This window comes from Sphaerisporangium album, from assembly GCF_003323745.1.
Classification (GTDB): Bacteria; Actinomycetota; Actinomycetes; order Streptosporangiales; family Streptosporangiaceae; genus Sphaerisporangium; species Sphaerisporangium album.
In genome coordinates, this window is sequence record NZ_QOIL01000028.1 from 118799 (window position 1) to 133962 (window position 15164).

The window sequence follows — 15164 nt, forward strand, 5'->3', positions numbered from 1 at the left end:
GCCTGTCTTTTGCCGCCCTCGTTCAGGTTTGGGTGCGGGCGTTGATTACCTCGCGATAGTCGCCAAGCGCGGGCAGCGTGCGTCGCTTGTCGAGCGGGACCGTGTTGAGTACCAAACGGGCTGTGTGCAGCATTATGTAGGTGCGGTAGGCAGGGTCGAGATCTGACATCACCGCCGTCGCGATGTTCAGGGCTTCGTTGTACCCACCGCTCATGCCGACGCACAGGGCCTCGTGCAGCAGTACGTTGACGGTGCTTTGGTAACGAGGGGCACATGCGAGCACCTTGTCGCGAGCTTCCTGTGCCTTCTCTACTTCGGCGCCGTACGAGTAGACCCAGGAGGCCGTGAACCAGACGGCGTCGTCCGTCCAGCTGAACTCCTCTGCTGCGGCAGCTTGACCTGCCAGCTCGAGGAGCTGGTGAAGGCGGTCCTCGGCTTCTCGCTGCCGCTTCATGACGGCCAGAGCCTGAGCCTCTGCTGCCACAGCGCGCAAAAGCCCAGGAGTCGCCCGGTCGCTCGCCAGAGACTGTGCCTTCCGGGCGAGGGTCAAGGTGTTCGTGATCGGAAGGGGAGAGTAGAGCGCGAAGACGGCTGCCGTCCCGCGAACCCACACCTGCATATCGAGATCTTTCGAGGCGTCCGCGGCATGCCTCGCGGTTGTCAGCCACCGATGGGCAGATCCGTAATCACCGAGCCGCATGGAGACATTCGCGTACATCACGGACAACCACGCGATGATCCGTTGCAGATCGGCGGCCTTGTCTGGAGCGCTCAGCTTGAGCTTCTGCTGAACGTTCGTCAGATCAACGTAAAGGTTGTCGCGGACCACCGCCGGCGGCTGGTTGAGGATGGCGTACATGTGGTTGGTGCACCTGGACTCCCAATCGTCCGCGGCGAAGTCGTCGGCCGTTCCCAGAGCTTGTTCGATCATCTGACGGACGTGTTCGCCGGTGCTGAAGATCGGTGATTGGGCGAGTAGTCCCCATCCGGCCAATTGGAACAAATGGCGGCGTTCCATGTCGTCTCCTCTGGTGAGGGCGCAGGGTCCGTTTTCACGGTAGCTGGGAGTAGTGGGATTTGTCGCGGCGCTGAGTTCGTCGATAGGTCGGTGCCCAAGACGTTGCACCAGGGGCCACAGTATTTTCAGCTGGCCTTGCGCCTGGAGCGCATCGTCCAGCGCCTGCACCCGTGTGCCCGACTCGGGGAGGCTCTCACCGCGCTCGATCTGGCCGATCATCGATGCCGAGTAGCCCGTGCGGGCCGCCAGGCGCGCCACCGTCAGCGGCTCACCGACCCGCAGTTCGTAGGAATCGCGCAGATCGCGGATAAGGGCCCCGATATAGGTGGCCATCGACCGGTATCGGTCGCTGCTCTTGCGTAGTGCAGGCATGCCGTTTTCTCCCTCGGGGGTGGCCGGAAACGACAGTTGATCGCTGCTGCCGATCAACCCTTGTCCGGCGTCGGGACCGCATACGAACCTGCTGATAACTCTAAATGACGAGTCGACTACAGAACGCCAGTTCCACAAGTCGGCCCGAAGTCGATCAGGAGTACGACAGATGTTCGACCGTGGATCCCCCTGGACGGACGGCACGACACGCCACGGGCCGTCCCCCCGCCCCTGCTCCCCGCAACGGGACGGGAGGTGCCCGTGACGGCCCTTCTGGATGTGCGCCGCCGCCCCGGCCGTCTCCCGTTCACCCGTCGCCCCACTGCCGGGAGGCACCGCCGAGGACCGGCCACCGAACCCGAGCGCCGGGAACCGGACGGCCGGCGGAGGGTCTGGGACGGGACGCAGAGGGCCAGGGCTGAGCAACTCGGCCTCCTGGAACCCGGCTGGCTGGTGATCTACGGGCCGTACTCCCGTCGCTTCTACGCCATCGCCCGCATCGCCGAGGTCTCCGAGCCGCTGCTCGACGCGGCCACCTCCGAAGAACTCCGCTCTCTCATGCGCCGGTCCGAGATCACGAGCCTCGTCCCACCCCCTCGCTCCCGGGAGTCTGGACAGACGCGCCGGACGGGACGCGGCGGCACCCACGTGGGGTGGCGGTCTTGAGAGACCTGTTGATGTACGGGATGCCGGAGGGGCAAGCCGAGGAGCACCGGCGGGCGCTCGGCGATCTTCGCAAGCAGGTGGAGTCGCACGGTCTGCGTTGTCGTCTCGTCGAGCGGTTGCATCTCCCCATGAGGAGCGGTTACTACACCCCGGTCCTGCGGCCACCGGAGATGGACGTGTACGGCGGCGGCCGGCTGGTCGTCACGGTCACCGTGGTCGACGTCCCGAAGGGCGGAGCCTGGTACCTGCTCAAGCGGCCCGACGGCCTGCCTGTAGAGGCTCACAGTGTCACCGGTGCGGCCGCGGCGGCCGTCGCGATCGCCGCGTACGCCTCGCCGCCATGAACCGGCGCTCGCGGACGCGCTCGGCCAGGGCCGTCACGGGGTCGTGCGCGTCCATCGGCTCGTAAGCCCGGCCCGGCCCGTAAGTCCGGCCCGGAGGCGGGATCATGCGAGGGCCTCGCCCAGTTCGACGGCGGCGTGGACGACGCGGGGGCCGAGGGTGGTGGCGTCGATGGGGCCGAAGGTGACGATGCCGACGGACGCCTCCAGCCACGGAAGGGCGGGTAGCGGGGCTGCGATGCCGCGGGCGCCCTCCTGGAGTTGGCCTTCCGTGACGGTGTAGTCGGTGCGGCCCTCGCGCAGGGCGAGGATCGCGAGCCCGGCCGCCCCGCGCGTGAGCGGGTGACGGGAGCCCTCGCGGTACGCCACGTGCATGTCCGTCCAGGTCGGCTCCACCACGGCGATGGCGAGGCCCTCGTCGCCCTCGGCGGCGGTCAGGTGGGCGGTGGCCCCGGTCTCCTCGGCCAGGCGCCGCAGCGCGGGCAGGGCCGCCGCCCTCAGCAGGGGTTGCACCGCGCGGGCCAGCGCGAGGACGCCGAACCCGAGGTGGGCGCGGCCCTCGGCGTCGCGCCGGGCGAACCCCTCGTTCTGCAGCGTGGTGAGCAGCCGGTAGACGATCGGCCGGCTCAGCCCCAGCTCCTGGGCCAGTTCCGTGGGCGTGCGCCCTCGGTGGCCGTCGGCGAGCAGGCGCAGCAGGCGCAGTCCCCGCTCCAGGGTCTGCGCCGATTCCGGATTGCCCTTGTGATCGCGCATCTCCCGATTATGCGAGGCGCCGCCACGTCGGTCGGGAAGGAGGCCGCATGTTTACCCCCCAGTGACCGGGAAGATCGTGCAGGTGAGGGGCAGGTGAAGTGTTGGCCGAACCCCTTACGGCGCCGGACGAATCCGGGTGTTGCACTGGTCGAGTAGAGATGTGCCCGATACAGTCTTTTCGATCGTTTAAGGACGATCGCTAGTGATTTCGTACCGCCCAAGGAGACGCTTGATGCGAATCAGGAGAGCCCTAGCCCTCAGCGCCGCGCTCACCGTTCTGGCGGTGGGCATCCCGGCCGCCACGGCGTTCTCCGAGGACGGCGAGGGGGACTGCAAGAACTACACCAACGGTGCTTCGCAGTCCGACCCCCAGTGCTTCTGGATGGCCCCGACCTCCGAGGACGCCCTCAAGGTCCTGGACTTCTGGACCCAGAACGACAACGAGAAGCTCAAGGCGGCGACCGAGTACCCCGTCGGCTGGATCGACTGCAAGGTCGAGCAGTGCAGCGCCGAAGGCGAGGGCGACGGCCAGGCCCACGGCGAGGGCGACCCCGCGCCGGACGGGTACGTCGAGGACAACACGCCGCCCACCTGCCAGGACGCCACGCAGCCCTGCTCGGTGAGCCCCGAGGAGATCGCCGCCGCCGCGCGCACCGCCGCCGGCCAGGCCATCGCGGCCGCCGCCGCGAGCGGCATGCGGGTGTGGATCGACAGCGAGCTGCTGGACGACTACAAGGCCGGCACCGCCGCGTTCGCCGCGGCCGTCAAGAAGGTCGGCGCGCTCGCCGCGCAGCCGGGCGTCGTCGGCATCCGGTTCACCTCCCAGCTCGGCTACAACGGCGCGGTGAAGACGCCGGACGAGATGAGCGCGTTCGTCAAGGCGGCCGCCACCGCGCTGCACCAGATCGCCCCGGGCAAGAAGCTCGGCATCCACACCGTGGTGCCGTCCTTCGGCTGTGGCGCGAGCGAGCCGTGCACGACCACGATGACCAAGAAGTACCCGCTGCTCACGCCGCAGGCCATCGAACCGCTGCTCACCTCCGGCTCGGTCGACCAGCTCGCGCTCGACTCCGGTCTGCTGCAGACCGCGTACGCCACCTGGAAGATCACGCCGCAGGCCGCGCAGGCCAACCAGTGGGGCAAGGTCAAGGCGCTGGCCTGGGACACGCTCGTCCAGATCTCGGCCGAGGACGCCGGCATGGCCGGGAAGAACGCCTCGCCGTTCACCGCCGACCAGGCCGCCACGCTGGCCCAGGACCGGATCGCCGCCCCGCTGAAGGACGGCGCCGCCACCGTCAACCTGTGGACCCGCTGGCAGGACGGCACGGGCGCGACCTACCGCGTGCTCGGCGCGGGCCTGGCGAACACCCCCGCCTGGGAGCAGCTCGACAAGCTGGAGCCGCTGCAGCGCCGCCTGACCACGATGTACAACCCGGCCTCGCCGGAGGTGGGCATCACGCAGGACGTGAAGAAGCTGTCCGAGGTGTTCAGCCAGGTGTACGTGACCGACTGACGAACCGGCGCCGGATCCTCGCGGGGATTCCGGCGCCCTCTGAAGCCACGGGCCGTGGCACGCCGATCGGGCGTGTCACGGCCTTCGCTTATGGGCGGTGTCCCGGCGCCCGCCCCCGCGTGCCGGTCACCGCGGGGACAGCGTGCCGGACCGGTCAGAAACGCAGTTGGGGCAGTTCGTCGCTGGTGAAGGTCAGCATCACCCTGGTCGTGGCCTCCCTGATGAACCTGTCGAAGGTGGCGTCCCAGAACGGGTTGACCCCGTTGCCCGGGGTGGCGTCCTTCACCCCTTGGACGCCCGGCTGGGTCCCCTGCTGGCGGGCGTACCACTGGTCGACGAAGAAGCAGTCGGGGCCGTAGGTGTCCACGTCGTTCACGTCACCGGCGGCACGGCCCACCACGACATAGGCGTGCCCGCCGCCGCCCTCGGTGTTGAGCAGGTTGAGCAGTTCGACCTTGACGCCCGGCCCGAGCAGTTTGGGCTGCTCGGACAGCATTCCGATGATGGCGCAGGCGAACAGGGTGCAGTTGCCGCTGGCGAACTCCTTGTAGAACGTGCGGCCCATCGTGACGTACCTGGCCTTGGCGCGCTTGCGTGCCTCGTCGAACGTGTTCTGCGTCACCGGCCCGCCTAACCCGAGGGTCGAGCCGAAGGAGATCAGCACCGGCGACATGAAGTCGCCGAGCGTCTGTCCCTCCCCGATGATCTCGGGAACCTGCCCGCTCTTGGCCGGGCTCTTGATCGCCTCGGTCGTGACGCCCTGCTCCATCACTCCGGGCCACGGGTTCCACACCAGCGCCGTGGTCATCTTCGTCTTGTTGATCGCGGTCTGGACGGCGGTCATCCGGTCCTGCTTGGAACGGACGACGTTGTGGGTGGTCTGGCTCATGGTCATCTCCCGGTCACGGATTGTGCGGAAACCGACCCTTCCATGACGACTCACCCTGAGCAAGGACATGTCAACCTTCGGTCGCCTCGTGTCGCCGCGCCGGCCTAGCGGGGCAGGCGCGGCACGCTGTCGATCAGCCGGCGCGTGTACGGATGCCGGGGCGAGCCCAGCACGGCCCCGGTGTCCCCCTGCTCCACGACGCGCCCCTTCTCCAGCACGGCCGTGCGCGCGCACAGCGTCGCCACCACGGCCAGGTCGTGCGACACCATGACGACCGTCAGCCCGCGCGTCTCCCGCAGCTCGGCCAGCAGGTCCACGATGCGCACGCGGGTCGAGACGTCCAGGGCGCTCACCGGCTCGTCGGCGAGCAGGACGCGCGGGTGCCCGACGACCGCGCGGGCGATGGCGACGCGCTGGCGTTGGCCCCCGGAGAACTCGTGCGGGTACCGGCGGGCCGCGTCCGGCGGGAGCCCGACGGCGTCCAGCGCCTCGGCCACGCGCGCCTCGGCCTCCGTACGGCGGGCCGTGCCACCGCCCGTGAGCAGGCCGAGCGAGCGCAGCGGCTCGGCGACGATCCTGCCCACCCGCTGCCGGGGGTCGAGTGAGGAGTACGGGTCCTGGAACACCGTCTGGACGCCGCGCCGGAAGGCGCGCATCCGGGCGCGGTCGCCGAGGTTCAGCTCGGAGCCGTCGAAGAGGATCCGTCCCTCGGTGGAGCGGGTCAGGCCGAGCAGCAGCCGCAGCAGGGTGGTCTTGCCGGCGCCGGACTCCCCGACAAGGGCCACGCCACGCCCGGGGACGACCTCGACGCTGACCTCGGTCAGCACGGGGGCCGACCGCCGGTAGGCGAAGCCGACGCGATCGGCGGCCAGGACGGCCACGGGAGCGGGGGCGAGTCCGTGCGCGGGGTCGTGGCCGGGCGCGGCGGCCGCCTCGGTGGTGGTCTCCGAGGCGGGGACGGGCTCGGGTGCGGACCCGGACGCAGGGGTCGAGCGGGTCACCGCGCCCCCCAGTCGAGCGCCGAGTCGAGCCGTCGCGCGCTGCTCACCAGATCACGGGTGTACGGGTGGCGAGGTTCGCCCACGATGTCGAGCAGGTTCCCCGACTCCACGGCCAGTCCCTCCTTCAGGACGACGACGCGATCGGTGACGCGCGCCACCACCGCCAGATCGTGGCTGATGAACAGCAGGGCCATCCGGCGCGCGGACACCAGCCCGTCCAGCAGGGCGAGCACCTCGGCCTGGACGGTCACGTCGAGCGCGGTGGTGGGCTCGTCGGCGATCAGCAGGGCGGGCTCGCAGGCGAGGGCCATGGCGATGGCGGCCCGCTGCCGCTGCCCGCCGGAGATCTCGTGCGGGTACGCCCCGGCGACGCGCTCGGGCAGCCGTACCTCCTCCAGCGCCGCGAGGACGGCCGCGCGCAGGGGGGAGCCCCGCAGCCCGCGCGTCCGGCGCAGCGGTTCGGCTAGCTGGCGGCCGACCTTGGCGAGCGGGTCCAGCGCGGTCAGCGGCTCCTGGAAGACCACGGTCGCGGCCCGCCCGCGCAGGCCGTTCAGCGCCCGCTCCGGCGCGCCCACGACCTGCGTACGCGGCAGGCCCGGCGCGTCCAGGACGACGCTGCCCGAGACGGTCATCCCGGCGGGCGGCAGGCCCATGATCGCGAGGGCCGTCAGCGACTTGCCCGAACCGGACTCGCCGATCAGGCCGAGCCGCGCCCCGGCCTCGACCTCGAACGACACCTCCGACAGCAGCGCGCGCCCGTCCGGGGCCTTCACGGTGAGCGCGGACACCTCCAGCAGGCTCACGGCCCCCTCCTCGGGTCCAGGTCCACCGCGGAGCCGCCCTGGTCCAGGCCCATCGCGGGGCTCCCTGGATCCACCGCGGACCCGGACCCGCGAGCGCGCCGGGTCGGGTCCGCCACGTCCCTGAGGCCGTCCGCGATCAGGTTCACCCCGACGACCAGCACGACCAGCAGCACGCCGGGGGCGATCGCGCCGGCGGGCGCGGTGAGGACGGTGGCCTGGGCCTCCTGGAGCATCCGGCCCCACGACGCGTTGGGCGGCGGCGTCCCGAGCCCGAGGTAGGAAAGGCTCGCCTCGGCGAGCACGGCGAGGCCGAGCTGCAACGCCAGGTTGACCAGCAGCGTCGGCCAGATGTTGGGAAGCACGTGCTCGGCCACCACTCGCGGCCAGGACGTGCCCGAGGTGCGCGAGGCGGTGATGTAGTCCTGGGCGAGCACGCGCTTGACCAGCACGCGGGTGAGCCGCGCCACGATCGACGACATCGCCAGCCCGATCGCCAGGATCGCCGAGCCGAGCGACGCCTCCCGCGCGGCGACCACCAGCATGGCCAGCAGCAGCGTCGGGAACGCGATCAGGATGTCCAGCAGCGCCGAGATCGTGTCGTCCAGCCATCGGACGGCGAACCCGGCGAGCAGCCCGGCCGCGACGCCGATCACCCCGCCGAGCGCCACCGAGCCGATCCCGGCGGTCAACGCGACGCGGGCCCCGATCATGAGCTGGGTGAGCAGGTCACGGCCCAGCTTGTCGGTGCCGAGCAGGTGCGGCGGCCCCGGCGGCGCGAGGCGTCCGCCCGAGGTGTCGTCGGGAGAGAACGGCGTCCAGAACAGGGACACGACGGCCACGGCGACGATCACCCCGGCGAGCACGCAGCCGACGGCCAGGGTGGCGGACCGGCGGCGGCTCATCGCGGGCTCCCGGACGTGGACCGGCGGCTCATCGCGGGCTCCGGGAGAGGGTGCCGCGCAGGCGCGGGTCGATGATCCGCTGGACGAGGTCGGCGGCGAAGCCGATGAGCAGCACGCCGAACGTGCTCACGAACAGCACCCCCTGGACGACCGGGTAGTCGTGCTGGGCGATCGCCTTGGCCAGCATGCTGCCGAGCCCCGGCAGCGCGAACACGCTTTCCACGACGACGGCCCCGAGGAAGGTGGTGGCCAGCTCGATGCCGAGCACCGATATGACCGGGACGGCCGCGTTGCGCAGCCCGTGCCGCCACATCGCGCCCGGGAAGGACGAGCCGAGCGCCCGGAACGTCCGCAGGTAGTCGCTGTCGAGCACGTCCATGGTGGCCGAGCGGACGTAGCGGATCAGCGAGGCGGACATGACGAGGGCCACGGTGACGACCGGGAGCGCCAGCGAGGTGATCGCGTCCGCCGGGTCGGCCCAGTCGTCCTGTGGAAAGCCCCCGGCGGGCAGAATGCGGAAGTACAGGGCGAACGCCCAGATCAGCAGCATCCCCACCCAGAAGACCGGCACCGCGATGCCGAGCTGCGACACGCCGTTGAGCAGCAGCCCGTACCAGCGGTCCGAGCGGCGGGCCGCGACGAAGCCGACCGGCACCGCCACGACCACGGCCAGCAGGAACGAGAGCAGCGTCAGCGGCACGGTGACCACCAGGCGCGCGGCGATCTCCGGGCCCACCGGGAGCGTGCTGACGAAGGACGTCCCGAGGTCGAGCCGGGCCATCTGCCCGAGCCAGGTGGCGAACTGCTCGGGCAGCGGGCGGTCCGACCCGATCTGGTGGCGCGCGGCCGCGATCTGCTCCGGGGTGGCCCCGACCGACAGCAGGGAGTTGGCGGGGTCGCCCGGGAGCAGGCGCAGCAGCAGGAACAGCACCGCGCAGGCCAGGAGCAGCGACACGACCAGGAAGGCCATGCGCCGCAGCAGATATGTAGTCATGGCAAGCCGCTCGTCGGGGACGCGGCGTCAGCCCTTCTTGATCCCGTACGCGTAGAACTGCGAGTTCAGCCCGTTGACCGGGTACCCCGACAGCTTTGACGACGCCACCACGATCTGGGGGTAAAGGTACAGCCAGTCGCTCGCGGCGTCCTCGGCGATCTGCCGGTTGGCCTTCTTCAGCAGCTCGGTCTGCGCCTCGGTCGTGTCCGACCGCTCGGCCTCCTTGACCCAGGCGGCGACCTGCGGGTTGTCGTAGCCCCAGTAGAAGTCCGGGTCGCCGTACCAGACGACGTCGCGGTCGTTGACGTGCTCCTGGAGCGTGGCCGCGAAGTCGCGGTTCTTGTAGACCTTGGTGTACCACTCGTCGGCCGTGATCACGTTGATCGTGACCGTGACGCCCACCTTGGCGAGCTCGGACTTGATGAACGTGGCCGCCGTCGGGTGCGGGTCGTAGTTCGGGGTGTCGAGCGTGAAGCTGAACCCGTTCGGGTACCCGGCGTCGGAAAGCTCCTTCTTCGCGAGGTTCACGTCATACGGGTTGACGCTGGTCAGGTCCTCGTACCACGGGTCGGTGGGCGGGACCATCGAGCCGATCAGCGTGCCGTACTCGCCCCAGATCGAGGTGAGCAGCTTCTTGTCGTCGATCGCCGAGCTGACGGCCTTGCGGACGAGCGGCTTGTCGAAGGGCGCCTTCCGGTCGTTGAAGGCCAGCAGCAGCTTGGTCGTGGACTTGCCGTTGTTGACCTTGTAGTCGGGGTTGCCGCTGAACTGCGCGAGCGCGTCCGGGCTCTGCTCGCTGGTCACGACGTCGACGGCGTTGGTCAGCAGCGCGTTGTTCAGCGCAGCGGCGTCGGTGAAGTAGTGGAAGACGACCTGTTTGTTGGACGCCGCTGTCCCCCAGTAGCCGGGGAAGCGGTCCAGGCTTAGCGTGCTGCCGCGCTTCCACGCGCCGAGCTTGTACGGGCCGGTGCCGTCCTCGCTGGTGGCGAGGTCCTTGGCGGTGTCGTTGACGACCCAGACGTAGCTGAGGTTGTACACGAACGAGATCGACTTGTCCGCCAGCGTGACGGCGAGGGTGTGGTCGTCCGGGGTGTCGATCTTCTTGATGGCCTCGAAGCTGCTCTTGCGCGCCGACTGCGAGTCCTTCGCGGTCACCTTCTCGATGCTGTACTTCACGTCCGCCGAGGTCAGCGGGTCGCCGGAGTGGAACTTCACCCCGTCGCGCAACGTGAACGTGTACGTCAGGCCGTCCTCGGACACCTTGTAGTCCTCGGCCAGGAGGTTCTCGACCTTGCCGTCGTCGGTGAGCCGGAACAGGCCCTCGTACACGTTGCCGTTGAAGGCCTCGGTGACGCCCTGCCCGCCGCCCGCGGTGTTGTCGAGGTTCTGCGGCTCGTACAGCGAGCCCACCCCGATGGTCGCGTCCCCGTCGGACGAGCCCGTCGGCGAACCGCCGCCCGTCGTCCCTGTGCCACCGCCGTCGCCGCCTCCGCCGCAGGCGGCGAGGGTCAGCGCGAGTGCTATCGCGGCGCCGAACAACGGCGTCGTCTTCCTGTTCACTGTTTCTCCTGGTCGACAGCCGTGTGATCCCTCGGCAACGTGTGGGAATCCTACATTATTAGTAGGATTTGACCGTTTAGGGGGGTGGTGACTGCCTTCCCGTTCGGCGTTGGCTCGCACCGCCGACCGCGGCGGCACGAGCCAACGGGACGCCGCACGGATCAGGAGGCGCCCGAGGTGGTCGGTGTCGGGTCCGCCGGCGAGGGATCGGCGGACGGCGAGGCCGGTTCGGCGGTCATCTCGCAGCTGCCGTCCTTGGACGCGTCCTTGGCCTCCGGCAGCGCGTCCACCACGGACACCTTGAGCTGCGCGGTGAGTGCCAGGACGCTTCCGGCCGGGGCCTCCGCGATCTTCGCGTCCACCACCGTGCCACGCTCGCCGAGGAACATGAACGTCTCGGGGTCGAAGATGCGCTGCTCCAGAATGCCGCGGCTCACCCGGCCCAGCGCGACCCCCTCGCGGCCCGCCGAGTCCTTGACCCCCGCCTTCTCCTCGACGCCGGGGATCGTCTTCGCCGCCTCGAACAGCGCCTGCCGCTGGGCGCGCGGCAGGTAGTTCTCCAGGAACGTGTCGCCAAGCGTGGTGAACGCCTGCTGGTCGGGGTTGTCGCCCCCGCGCGTCCTGTACAGGTACGCGCGCATCGCGGCGGGGTCGGCTGGGAGCTTGCTGAGGTAGGCGTAATCCGTGCGGGTGTCGTCCGGCCAGCTGGGACAGTGGCCCGCGATCTCGTTCCAGCCTCCGCCCTTCCAGTTCTCGGCTTCGGCCGGGAGCGGCCATCCGGGGAACTTCTTGGGCGCCCGCCCCTCGATCCACAGCAGGCCCGCCGCGTTGCCGTCCACCGACTTCCAGATCTTGCGGTGCGTGCGGTAGAGGTAGCGGCCGGTGATCCCCGCCGCGCCGAACGACTCGGACGTGTACATCGTCTCGGACTCGACGGCGATGTACTGGCCCGGCCGCGGATTCAGCTCGGCGCCCTGGACGGGCGGCGCCACGGCCACGGACTCCGTCGCGGCGGACGCCGGGTCTGCCGTGCCGGGCGTTCCGGCCCCCGCCCCCGCGGCGGGGCCCGATCGCTGCGACCACGACGACAGGGCCACGGCGACCCCGCCCACCATCGTCACGGTGAGGGCGAACGCGCCCACGGCCTGCCAGCCGGGCCTCAGCCTTGGCCGCCACGACCTGCGGCGGCCGGCCGCCTCGTCGAGCAGGCGGTCCCGCGCCGCACGCCTGGCCCGCTCCGGGTACGGGGGTGCGCTGGGACGGGCGTCGGTGAACTGCTGGATCTCGTCACTCATGCCTGGGGCTCCATGCTCAGGGGATCGATGCCGCCGAGCGCCCGGCGAAGCTTCGCCCGGACGCGGTGCAGCCGGGAACGCACCGTCCCGATGGGGACCTGGAGCGCCTGCGCGACGTCCTCGTACGACAGGTCCGTCCACGCGACGAGCAGCAGCAGATCACGCTCCCGGGCGGACAGCGCCGCCAGGGCGCCGGCGAGCCGGGGCTGCAACTGCTCGGCGGTGACCCGCTCCACGCTTCTGTCGTCGAACGAGCCGGGCCTTTCGGCGGGGACCCTGGCCATGATCCGCGTCCGGCGGCGTTCCGCCCTGCGGTGACGCGCCGCCACGTTCGTCGCGATCCCGTACAACCAGGGCCTGGCGTCGGGACGGGAACGGTCGTAGCGGGCGCGGCCACGGAAGGCGGCGAGGAAGACCTCCGCCACGACGTCCTCGGCGATCTCGCCGCCGAGGCGTCGCGCGGCATAGCGGAAGATCTCGTCGGCATGCCGGTCGAACAGCACCGCGAACAGCTCGGGCTGGTCGAGCGAGCGTGTGATCACGGTGGAGTCGTCGAGCGTGGGGCCGTCGAGCAGTGCCTGGGCACCAACCACGTGCGGTCCTCTCGGGGTTTTCGATGCGGTCACCCCGTACTTGCCACCCCACCGCGCCGCGGTTCCACATTTTTCGAGCGATATCCCGAAACTCCGGCCGACGCCGACGCCGCAAGCGTGCCGAAAGCCGCGACTCCCAGACATGCCGAACGCCACGGCGTGGAGCCACGCCGTGGCGTCACCGCGAGGAGCCCGGTCGAGGGCCTTAGCGCGCCGAGGAGAGGTAGGCGGAGAACTCGTCCAGCGAGATCAGCCCGTCCCCGTCACTGTCGAGCCGCGCCACCGCCGCGTCCGCCGCCTCCTGTGACACAGGCTGTCCGAGCACCTCCATGAGCCGCAGAAACTCCCCGGCCGAGATCAGCCCGTCCTTGTCGGCGTCGACCAGATCGAAGGTCACCGCGTACTCGCTCATAGCGCCACTCCTAGTTCGCTCGTCCGCGAGAACCCTAGCTCTCTCCACATCCCTATTCGGGGCGTTTGACGTGGTTACTTCAGGAGTAGGCGCTGAGCTGGTTGTCGAGAGTCCAGATCAGGACGTCGACGTTGGCTACTCGCTGCCTGTACAGATCCCGCTCGGCCAGGATGCACAGGTCGCCGAGGCCGAGGCCGGACATCGCATGGTCTGTGAGGGGCACTCCCGTGCCTGCCCCGGCGAGAAGCCTGCGCAGAAACCCTTCCCCCCACTCGACCGTGTGCAGAACCCACGGGGCCTTGCCATCGATGACGAGCTCAAGAAGCTTGTGAAGCTGCGTCGCACGGTCACGACGCTCGTAGCCGTTGTTCAGTTGAGCGATATGGTTGCCCGTCTCGATGACGGTCGTCACCGGCAGGATCAGATCGCTCGCCGCTCTTTTCTGCTGTAGTTCCCGTCTGACCGCGTCCCGGTCCTGATTCTTTCCCGGGACGTTCAGCAGGTTGCAGAGAACGGAGGTGTCGACGAACTCCACCTTGCGCCGCGCACTCATTCAAGCCCCATGAGGCGGTCGAAGTCGCTGAAGTCTCTCTCGGACTCGAAACTCTCGCTCAACAGGCCTGAAGCAACTATCTCGCCCAGTTTTCCACGCGCCATCAGGCTTGGATAGCCCGCGATCTCCGGCAGCCTTTGCAGACGCGAGCGTCCGGATTCGGGATCCCGAGAGCAGACGACCACGCCGCCATGATCTGCCGGACTGAGAGCTGAGAGCAGTGCTGGACTGTGCGTGCTGAAAAGCGCGCGGGCGCCGTCGTCGTTGCAGTAGTTCTTGACCAGGCCGAGAAGCTTGTTCGCCTGTGACGGGTGAAGTCCGTTCTCCAGTTCCTCGATGACAACGGTCACCGGATGCTTGGTGTCCGTGGCCTCACGGCCGCCAACGTCCAGATCCCTGCCCTTGCGCAGCAGCGCGGTGGCGATGGCGATGAAACGAAGCAGTCCGTCGCTCATCTCTCGCGCCGGTGTCTTGGCGTTTCCCTCGTCAAGGGCCAGCATGACGTCATTCAGCTCCGACCGGATGATGTCCAGGCCGGTGACCTGGTGCTCGACGAGGTCTTGTACGAGTCGGAGCAACTGTCCGAAGCGCTCCGGGTCGTCGGTCGCCATCTGCCCGATGACGGCCGACAGGTTTTCCGCCGTACGGCGAAGCCTGACATCTCTGCCGGGCACATATTGCCGCATCAAGTGGGGGACCGGGTCGAGATGGAAGACCCGACGTAGCACTTCGAGAACTGTCTCGGCAGCTTTGATCACGTGTTGTTCGACTCTCGTCTCACCCGGTACGCGGAGCGGGATTTGAGCCGTCAAAAGTCTTGTGGACCGGAAGCTGCCCCGCGGCCCACGTCCCCGGGAACCGCGATGCCAGGTCGCGTCAATGCTCCCAAGACCGGGTGTCGGCTCATGCGTGCTGAGCAGGTTGTGAAAAGTACGTGTCTCGGGATCCTTCGTCGCCCGATGTTTTCCCGAGTAGCCACGGAGCGATTCGTGGATGATCTCGGGATCGGGCCGTACCCTGACGGTGACATCAAGGTCGATCAGTGCATATTCTTCGGTGTCCATGGACTCGGGTGCGATGACCCGACAACCAAGCTTGAAATAATCACTGCCGTGAGGCGGGCAACTTTCGAGACCTCCACGTAGTGGGCCTTCGTCGCCCCGGCGACTGTCCAATGCGTCCACGATGTCGGCACCCGTGGCCAGGCGAGACAGCACTTCGACTCCGTCCAGCGCATTGGATTTGCCGCTGCTGTTCCGGCCGATGAGCACAGTCATGGGCCATAGTCCCAGCACTTCATCGTGAAACGTCTTGAAGTGGGACAGATGTAGCGCCAACAAATACGGCCTCATAGAGGAACCGTACCGGGACCGGGACTGTAAAACTAACGGCGGATCTGATGATCAAGGGAGACACGCTTGATGTCCGAGACCGCTGCGGAGACGCTGTCCATGAACGAACCGACATCCAAGCCCCACCGCGCAATGTCAGATGAGCAG

At 69.0% G+C, this 15164-nt stretch carries 16 protein-coding genes; 3 read left to right on the top strand and 13 right to left on the bottom strand.

Going from position 1 to position 15164, the window contains the following annotated elements; translation table 11 throughout:
* Positions 1–22: 22 nt before the first annotated feature.
* Complete coding sequence (locus tag DQ384_RS35745; protein ID WP_147269008.1) at positions 23–1447, bottom strand: helix-turn-helix domain-containing protein; 1425 nt, start codon at positions 1445–1447, stop codon at positions 23–25.
* A gap of 204 nt (positions 1448–1651) precedes the next feature.
* Here DQ384_RS35745 and DQ384_RS35750 point away from each other — a divergent pair, with 204 nt between their 5' ends.
* Both DQ384_RS35750 and DQ384_RS35755 read left to right on the top strand, forming a co-directional pair.
* Positions 1652–2056, top strand: a complete 405-nt coding sequence (locus DQ384_RS35750) for a hypothetical protein (protein WP_114033299.1) — start codon at positions 1652–1654, stop codon at positions 2054–2056.
* The gene (locus DQ384_RS35755; protein WP_147269009.1) at positions 2053–2400 is read left to right on the top strand and encodes a hypothetical protein; all 348 of its coding nucleotides are present in this window, start codon (positions 2053–2055) and stop codon (positions 2398–2400) included. The genes DQ384_RS35750 and DQ384_RS35755 overlap by 4 nt, the downstream gene beginning before the upstream one ends.
* A gap of 102 nt (positions 2401–2502) precedes the next feature.
* Here the strand turns inward: DQ384_RS35755 and DQ384_RS35760 are convergent, their stop codons facing one another.
* Positions 2503–3150, bottom strand: coding sequence for a helix-turn-helix domain-containing protein (locus DQ384_RS35760; protein WP_114033301.1), 648 nt, complete (start codon positions 3148–3150; stop codon positions 2503–2505).
* A 232-nt stretch (positions 3151–3382) separates the two neighbouring features.
* Here DQ384_RS35760 and DQ384_RS35765 point away from each other — a divergent pair, with 232 nt between their 5' ends.
* Positions 3383–4663, top strand: coding sequence for a hypothetical protein (locus tag DQ384_RS35765; protein WP_114033302.1), 1281 nt, complete (start codon positions 3383–3385; stop codon positions 4661–4663).
* Between the two features lie 154 nt (positions 4664–4817).
* On the opposite strand, the gene DQ384_RS35770 is transcribed toward DQ384_RS35765, so the two are convergent.
* From DQ384_RS35770 to DQ384_RS35815, 11 genes are all read right to left on the bottom strand, one after another.
* The gene (locus DQ384_RS35770) at positions 4818–5552 is read right to left on the bottom strand and encodes a hypothetical protein (protein ID WP_147269010.1); all 735 of its coding nucleotides are present in this window, start codon (positions 5550–5552) and stop codon (positions 4818–4820) included.
* Between the two features lie 104 nt (positions 5553–5656).
* A complete protein-coding gene (locus tag DQ384_RS35775; protein ID WP_220183311.1) occupies positions 5657–6553 on the bottom strand; it encodes an ABC transporter ATP-binding protein in 897 nt (298 codons plus the stop codon).
* Entirely contained in the window at positions 6550–7356 is an 807-nt protein-coding gene (locus DQ384_RS35780) for an ATP-binding cassette domain-containing protein (RefSeq protein WP_114033304.1), read from the bottom strand. Before DQ384_RS35780 ends, DQ384_RS35775 begins: the two co-directional genes overlap by 4 nt.
* Complete coding sequence (locus DQ384_RS35785) at positions 7353–8258, bottom strand: ABC transporter permease (RefSeq protein WP_114033305.1); 906 nt, start codon at positions 8256–8258, stop codon at positions 7353–7355. The genes DQ384_RS35780 and DQ384_RS35785 overlap by 4 nt, the downstream gene beginning before the upstream one ends.
* A 28-nt stretch (positions 8259–8286) precedes the next feature.
* Positions 8287–9252 (bottom strand): ABC transporter permease, encoded by a 966-nt coding sequence (locus DQ384_RS35790; RefSeq protein ID WP_114033306.1) that lies wholly within the window; start codon positions 9250–9252, stop codon positions 8287–8289.
* 27 nt (positions 9253–9279) lie between these two features.
* A complete protein-coding gene (locus DQ384_RS35795; RefSeq protein WP_181871595.1) occupies positions 9280–10812 on the bottom strand; it encodes an ABC transporter substrate-binding protein in 1533 nt (510 codons plus the stop codon).
* Positions 10813–10973: 161 nt separating this feature from the next.
* Positions 10974–12107 (bottom strand): CU044_5270 family protein, encoded by a 1134-nt coding sequence (locus DQ384_RS41775; RefSeq protein ID WP_181871596.1) that lies wholly within the window; start codon positions 12105–12107, stop codon positions 10974–10976.
* Positions 12104–12700, bottom strand: a complete 597-nt coding sequence (locus tag DQ384_RS35800; protein WP_245967024.1) for an RNA polymerase sigma factor — start codon at positions 12698–12700, stop codon at positions 12104–12106. Before DQ384_RS35800 ends, DQ384_RS41775 begins: the two co-directional genes overlap by 4 nt.
* 205 nt (positions 12701–12905) lie before the next feature.
* Entirely contained in the window at positions 12906–13112 is a 207-nt protein-coding gene (locus tag DQ384_RS35805; RefSeq protein WP_114033308.1) for an EF-hand domain-containing protein, read from the bottom strand.
* 79 nt (positions 13113–13191) lie between these two features.
* Positions 13192–13647 carry a PIN domain-containing protein gene (locus DQ384_RS35810; protein ID WP_245967025.1) on the bottom strand — a complete coding sequence of 152 codons (456 nt, stop codon included), beginning with the start codon at positions 13645–13647 and terminating at the stop codon, positions 13192–13194.
* Positions 13648–13661: 14 nt separating this feature from the next.
* Positions 13662–14942, bottom strand: coding sequence for an AAA family ATPase (locus tag DQ384_RS35815; RefSeq protein ID WP_245967026.1), 1281 nt, complete (start codon positions 14940–14942; stop codon positions 13662–13664).
* Between the last annotated feature and the right edge of the window lie 222 nt (positions 14943–15164).